Origin of the sequence: Kitasatospora sp. NPDC057595 (assembly GCF_042800875.1) — a bacterium.
Lineage (GTDB): Bacteria > Actinomycetota > Actinomycetes > Streptomycetales > Streptomycetaceae > Kitasatospora.
Map to the genome: position 1 here is coordinate 1 of NZ_JBHVGL010000053.1, position 5213 is coordinate 5213.

Annotated in this window: 2 protein-coding genes; both read right to left on the minus strand. The window is 75.5% G+C overall.

The window, feature by feature from the left end; genetic code table 11:
* Positions 1 to 1753 (minus strand): type I polyketide synthase (locus ACFU9E_RS35245; protein ID WP_380688449.1); only part of this gene is annotated, 1753 nt, incomplete at its 3' end.
* A 100-nt stretch (positions 1754 to 1853) separates the two neighbouring features.
* On the minus strand, positions 1854 to 5213 hold a 3360-nt coding region (locus ACFU9E_RS35250), incomplete at its 5' end, for an acyltransferase domain-containing protein (protein ID WP_380688451.1).

Below are 5213 nucleotides of genomic sequence, written 5' to 3' on the forward strand. Positions count from 1 at the left end.
CGGCAGCGGCGAACACCGGTGATGCGTCGAGGAGCTCAACCGCCATCCCCGCCCACTGCGACCCCTGACCCGGGAACACGAACACCGCACCCGACCCCGACGCGGCAACCGACTCACCGTCGGCCACCCCGCCCAGCCGGCTCACCAGCTCCGCCACCGAACGACCGGCGACCACTGCCCGGTGCTCGAACACCGCGCGCCCCGCCACCAACGACCGGCCGACATCCACCGGGTCCACCCCGGGATGCGCCACCGCCCACTCCCGCAACCGCTCCACCTGCACACGCAGCGCCGCGTCCGACCGCGCCGACACCACCCACGGCACCACCCCGCCGACCGCCTCGGCCGCCGCCCGGTCCTCCTCCTCCGGCACATCCTCCAGCACCACATGCGCATTGGTGCCGCTCGCGCCGAACGATGAGACGGCGGCCCGGCGCGGCCGCTCCGAGCGCGGCCAGGCCACCGGCTCGGTCAGCAGCCGGACGTTGCCGGTCTCCCAGTCGATGTTCGGCGAGGGGGCGTCGATGTGCAGGGTGCGCGGCAGTTCCTGGTGCCGCAGCGCCATCACCGTCTTGATCACACCCGCCACACCCGCCGCCGCCTGGGTGTGCCCGATGTTGGACTTCACCGAACCGAGCCAGAGCGGCCGGTCGGCAGGACGGCCCCGCCCGTACGTCGCCAGCAGCGCCTGCGCCTCGATCGGGTCACCCAGCGGCGTGCCGGTGCCGTGCGCCTCCACCGTGTCCACGTCGCGCGCGGCCAGGCCGGCGGCCTCCAGGGCCTGGCGGATCACCCGTTCCTGCGACGGGCCGTTCGGCGCCGTCAGGCCGTTGGACGCACCGTCCTGGTTCACCGCACTGCCCCGCACCACGGCGAGGACGGGGTGTCCGTTGCGGCGCGCGTCCGAGAGCCGCTCGACGACCAGCAGGCCCGCGCCGTCCGCGGGGCTGAAGCCGTCGGCCGCCGCCGAGAACGGCTTGCAGCGGCCGTCCGGGGCGAGGCCGCGCTGTCGGCTGAAGTTGACGAACGTCTCCGGGGTGCACATCACGGTGGCGCCGCCGGCGAGCGCGAGGTCGCACTCCCCCGCGCGCAGTGCGCCGACCGCCAGGTGCAGCGCGACCAGCGCCGAGGAGCACGCCGTGTCCACCGTCACCGCCGGCCCCTCCAGGCCGAGGACGTAGGACACCCGGCCCGCGAGGAGGCTGGCGGCGTTGGCCATGCCCAGCGTCCCGTCCCGGCCCTTGGCCGTCCGCGCGAGGACGGTGGTGTAGTCGAGCCAGTTGATCCCGGTGTACACCCCGGTGCGGCTGCCGCGCAGGGTGCTCGGGTCGATGCCGGTACGCTCGACGGCCTCCCAGGAGATCTCCAGCAGCAGCCGCTGCTGCGGATCCATCGCCAGCGCCTCACGCGGCGAGATCCCGAAGAAGCCCGCGTCGAAGTCGGCGGCGTCGTAGAGGAATCCGCCCTCGCGGACGTACGCCGTGCCGGGGGCGTCGGGGTCGGGGTCGTACAGGGCCTCCAGGTCCCAGCCCCGGTCGGTCGGGAAGGCGCCGATCGCGTCGCCGCCGCCCGCCACGAACTCCCACAGCTGCTCCGGCGTCGACAGCCCGCCCGGGAAGCGACAGGCCATGCCCACGATCGCGATCGGCTCGCGGCCCTGCTCCTCCAGCTCCCGTACCCGCCGGTGCGCGTCCCGCGCATCGGCGACGGCCCGCTTGAGGTAGGACCGCAGCTTCTCTTCCGACTCGGCCACGTCTACTCCGACTCCTCGATCGAACGGTCGTTGTCGCTGGTCTGGTGGTGGTGCCGGCGCTGGTGTTCGTCCGGCGGCGGGCCCGGGTGGATCCGCGGCATCACTCGAACCCCTGGTCGACGAGCGAGAACAGCTCGTCGTCGGTGGCGGAGCCGAGGTCGTCCGCGTCGCTCCCGTCGACCGCGTCGTCCGGTGCTCCGCACAGCGCCAGCAGCTCGCGCAGGCGTTCGGCGATCCGGTCACGGGCGCCGTCCTCGGCCAGGACCGCCGGCAGCGCCTCGTGCAGCCGGTCCAGGTCGGCGAGCACCGGGGTGGCCTCCGAGGAGTCCTCGGCGAGGCGCTCCAGCACGTGGCGGGCCAGGCTCACCGGGCTCGGGAAGTCGAACACCAGCGTCGAGCGCAGGTGCACCCCGGTCGCGCGCATCAGGCGCTTCCGCAGCTCGACCGCCATCAGCGAGTCGAAGCCGACCTCCTTGAACGCCCGCTCGGGCCCGACCTCGTCGGCGCCCGGGTGTCCGAGCACGGCGGCCGCCAAGATCCTGACGAGCGTGACCAGTTCGCGTTCACGCTCCTCCTCGGACAGCGCCGCCAGCCGCCGTCGCAGCGCTTCGGTGTCCGGGGCCCCGGGCGTCTCGGCCCCGCCGGCCGCCCGGCGGACCTCCAGGGCACGGAGCAGCTGCCGCAGCGGAGCGCGTACGGCCTCCGGGCGGGTCCGCAGGGCCGCGCTGTCGGGCCGGGCGAGCACCAGTCCGGGCCCGGCCGCACGCAGGGCCTCCCCGAACAGCACCAGCGCCTCGTCATCCGTCAACTCCAGCAGTCCTGGCTGGAGTTCGACGTCGGATCCACCGAATCCGACGGGTCCCCAGGCGAGCGCGGCGGCGGGCAGGCCGTCCGCGTGCCGGGCGGCCGCCAAGGCCTCCGCGAAGGCGGCGGCCGCAGCGACGGCGGGCGGTTCCGGAGCGGCACCGATCAGGCCGCTCGCCGGGGAGACCGCCACGAGCGACGCGCCCCGGTGCTCGGCCAAGAGTCCGGAGAGGGCCAGGGCGGCTTCGACGTCCGGTTCCCCGCCCTCGCAGGCCGCACCGGCCGCCGCGAGCAGCGCGCCGGCCACCGGGCGCCCGGCGGTGGCCGCTTCCAGCGCGGCGCGCAGCCCTTCGTGGTCTCCAGGGGCCCAGGTGACGACCTCGGCCTCGGCTCCCGCCTCGGCCAGCCGGTCCGCCAGTCGGCGCACGGCGGCGCTGCCCGTGTCGCTGCCGGTGTCACCGCCCGGCAGCAGGACCAGGCGGCGGACCCCGTGGGCATCGACCAGGTGACCGGCCAGCGCGGCGGCCAGCGGGCCGTCCGCGCCGCTGATCAGCACCGTGCCGCCTCCCGCACCCCACGGCTCCACTGCCGCACGGTCAGCTGCCGCCCTGGCGAGCGACGGGGCGAGCAGCCGTCCGCCGCGCACGGCGAGCCGCGGGACACCGGCGGACACCGCCCGGGGCAGTGCGGCGGCGGAGGCCGGGTCGTCGTCCAGGTCGGCCAGCAGGATCCGGTCCGGGTACGCGGCCTGAAGCGCGCACCCGGCGCCCCAGGCGGCCGCCCGGTCCGGGTCCGGCACGCGGTCCCCGTCCGCAGTGAGGACGGCCTGCCAGGTCGTCAGCAGGAGCCTGCTCTCCGCCAGCGCCGGTTCGACCGCCCAGGCCGCGACCTGGGCCGCCGCGTGGGACCGACGGTGGCGGGCTTCCGCGCCCGTCCGGTCGGCGCCCGGGGCCGCGGCCGGCGGGGCCGGGTCGGTCAAGGCGAGCACGACGGTTTCGGGCGCCGGCGAGCCGCCCGCGACGGCGGCGGCGAGGGCCGCCACGTCCGCGTACCGGTCCACCGCGTCGATGCCCTCGAAGGCCTCCGCCGCACCGACGACGGCGAGACGTCCGGGCGTATCACGGCTCGACGCGTCCTCGGCCCACTCCGCCCAGGTCAGTCGCAGGAGCGCGTCCCGGTGCGCACCGCCGGCCGCGCGCAGCTGCTCGGCGGAGACCGGGCGCACGGTCAGCGACTCGACCACCGCGACCGGACGGCCCGCCGCGTCCGCGACCCGCATCGACACCGCGCCCTCCCCTGCCGGGGTCAACCGGACCCGCAGGCCGACCGGACCCGTGCCGGAGAAGCGGACACCGTGCCAGGAGAAGGCGACCCGGACGTCCTCGTCCTCGCCCGCGCCCACGCGGAGCGCCTGGATCCCCGCGTCGAGCAGGGCCGGGTGGACGGCGAAGCCGGCCGCGCCGCGCTCGTGCTCGCCGAGGAGCGCGACCTCGGCGAAGAGGTCGTCGCCGCGCCGCCAGACGGCCCGCAGTCCTCGGAAGGCGGGACCGTAGTCGACCCCGGAGGCGACCAGGCGATCGTAGAAGTCGTCCACCTCCAACGGCGCGGCGCCGGTCGGAGGCCAGCTCGTCCACTCGGGCCCGGCGTCGTCGACGTCCGCACCCTCGACCAGCGTGCCCTCCGCGTGCCGGGTCCAGGGCTGGTCGGCGGGCGCCTGCTCAGGCCGGGAGTGGACGCCGATCGGACGGGCGCCGGCCTCGTCCGGCGCACCCACGACAACCTGGATCCGCAGAGCCTCGGAGTCCGGCAGGACGAGCGGGGTGTGCAGGGTCAGCTCCTCGACGGTGGGACTGCCCACCTCGCCACCCGCCCAGGCCGCCAGCTCGACGAAGAGCGTCCCCGGCACGATCGCCGTGCCCAGGACGACGTGGTCGGCGAGCCACGGGTGAGCGGCAGCGGAGAGGCGGCCGGTGAACAACACGGTGCCGTCGTGCGCCGAGCTGACCGCCGCGCCCAGCAACGGGTGCTCGGCCGCGGCCAGTCCGAGCCCTGCGGGGTCGCCCGCCCTGGCACCCTGGTCGAGCCAGTAGCGGCGGTGCTGGAAGGCGTAGGTCGGCAGGTCGACGTGCCGGCCGGCGGGGAGCAGGGTGGTCCAGTCGACGGGAAGGCCCGCGACGAAGGCCGCCGACAACGCCGTCACCAGCCGCTCAGGACCACCCTCATGACGGCGCAAGGTCTCCAGGACCACGGCACCGGGAGTCTCCTCCAGCTGGTCCGCGACCGGAACGACCAGCCCGGGGTGCGGACTGCACTCCACGAACGTGGTGTGCCCGGCGGCCACCGCGGCCCGCACCGCCGAGTCCAGGCGGACAGTGCCGCGCAGATTGTCGAACCAGTACGAACCCGCCAACCGGTCGGGAGAGTCAACGGCTTCTCCGGTCACCGTCGAGAACATGGCCACCCGACCCGCCAACGGACGCACACCCGAGGAGAGTTCGACGACCTCCTCGCGCACCGCGTCCATGTACGCCGAATGCGAGGCGTAGTCCACCGGAATCCAGCGCGCCCGCACCCCGTCACGCTCACACTGTTCGGCCACCGAGGTCAGCGCCTCGATCTCCCCGGACAGCACCACACTCGACGGCCCGTTCACCGC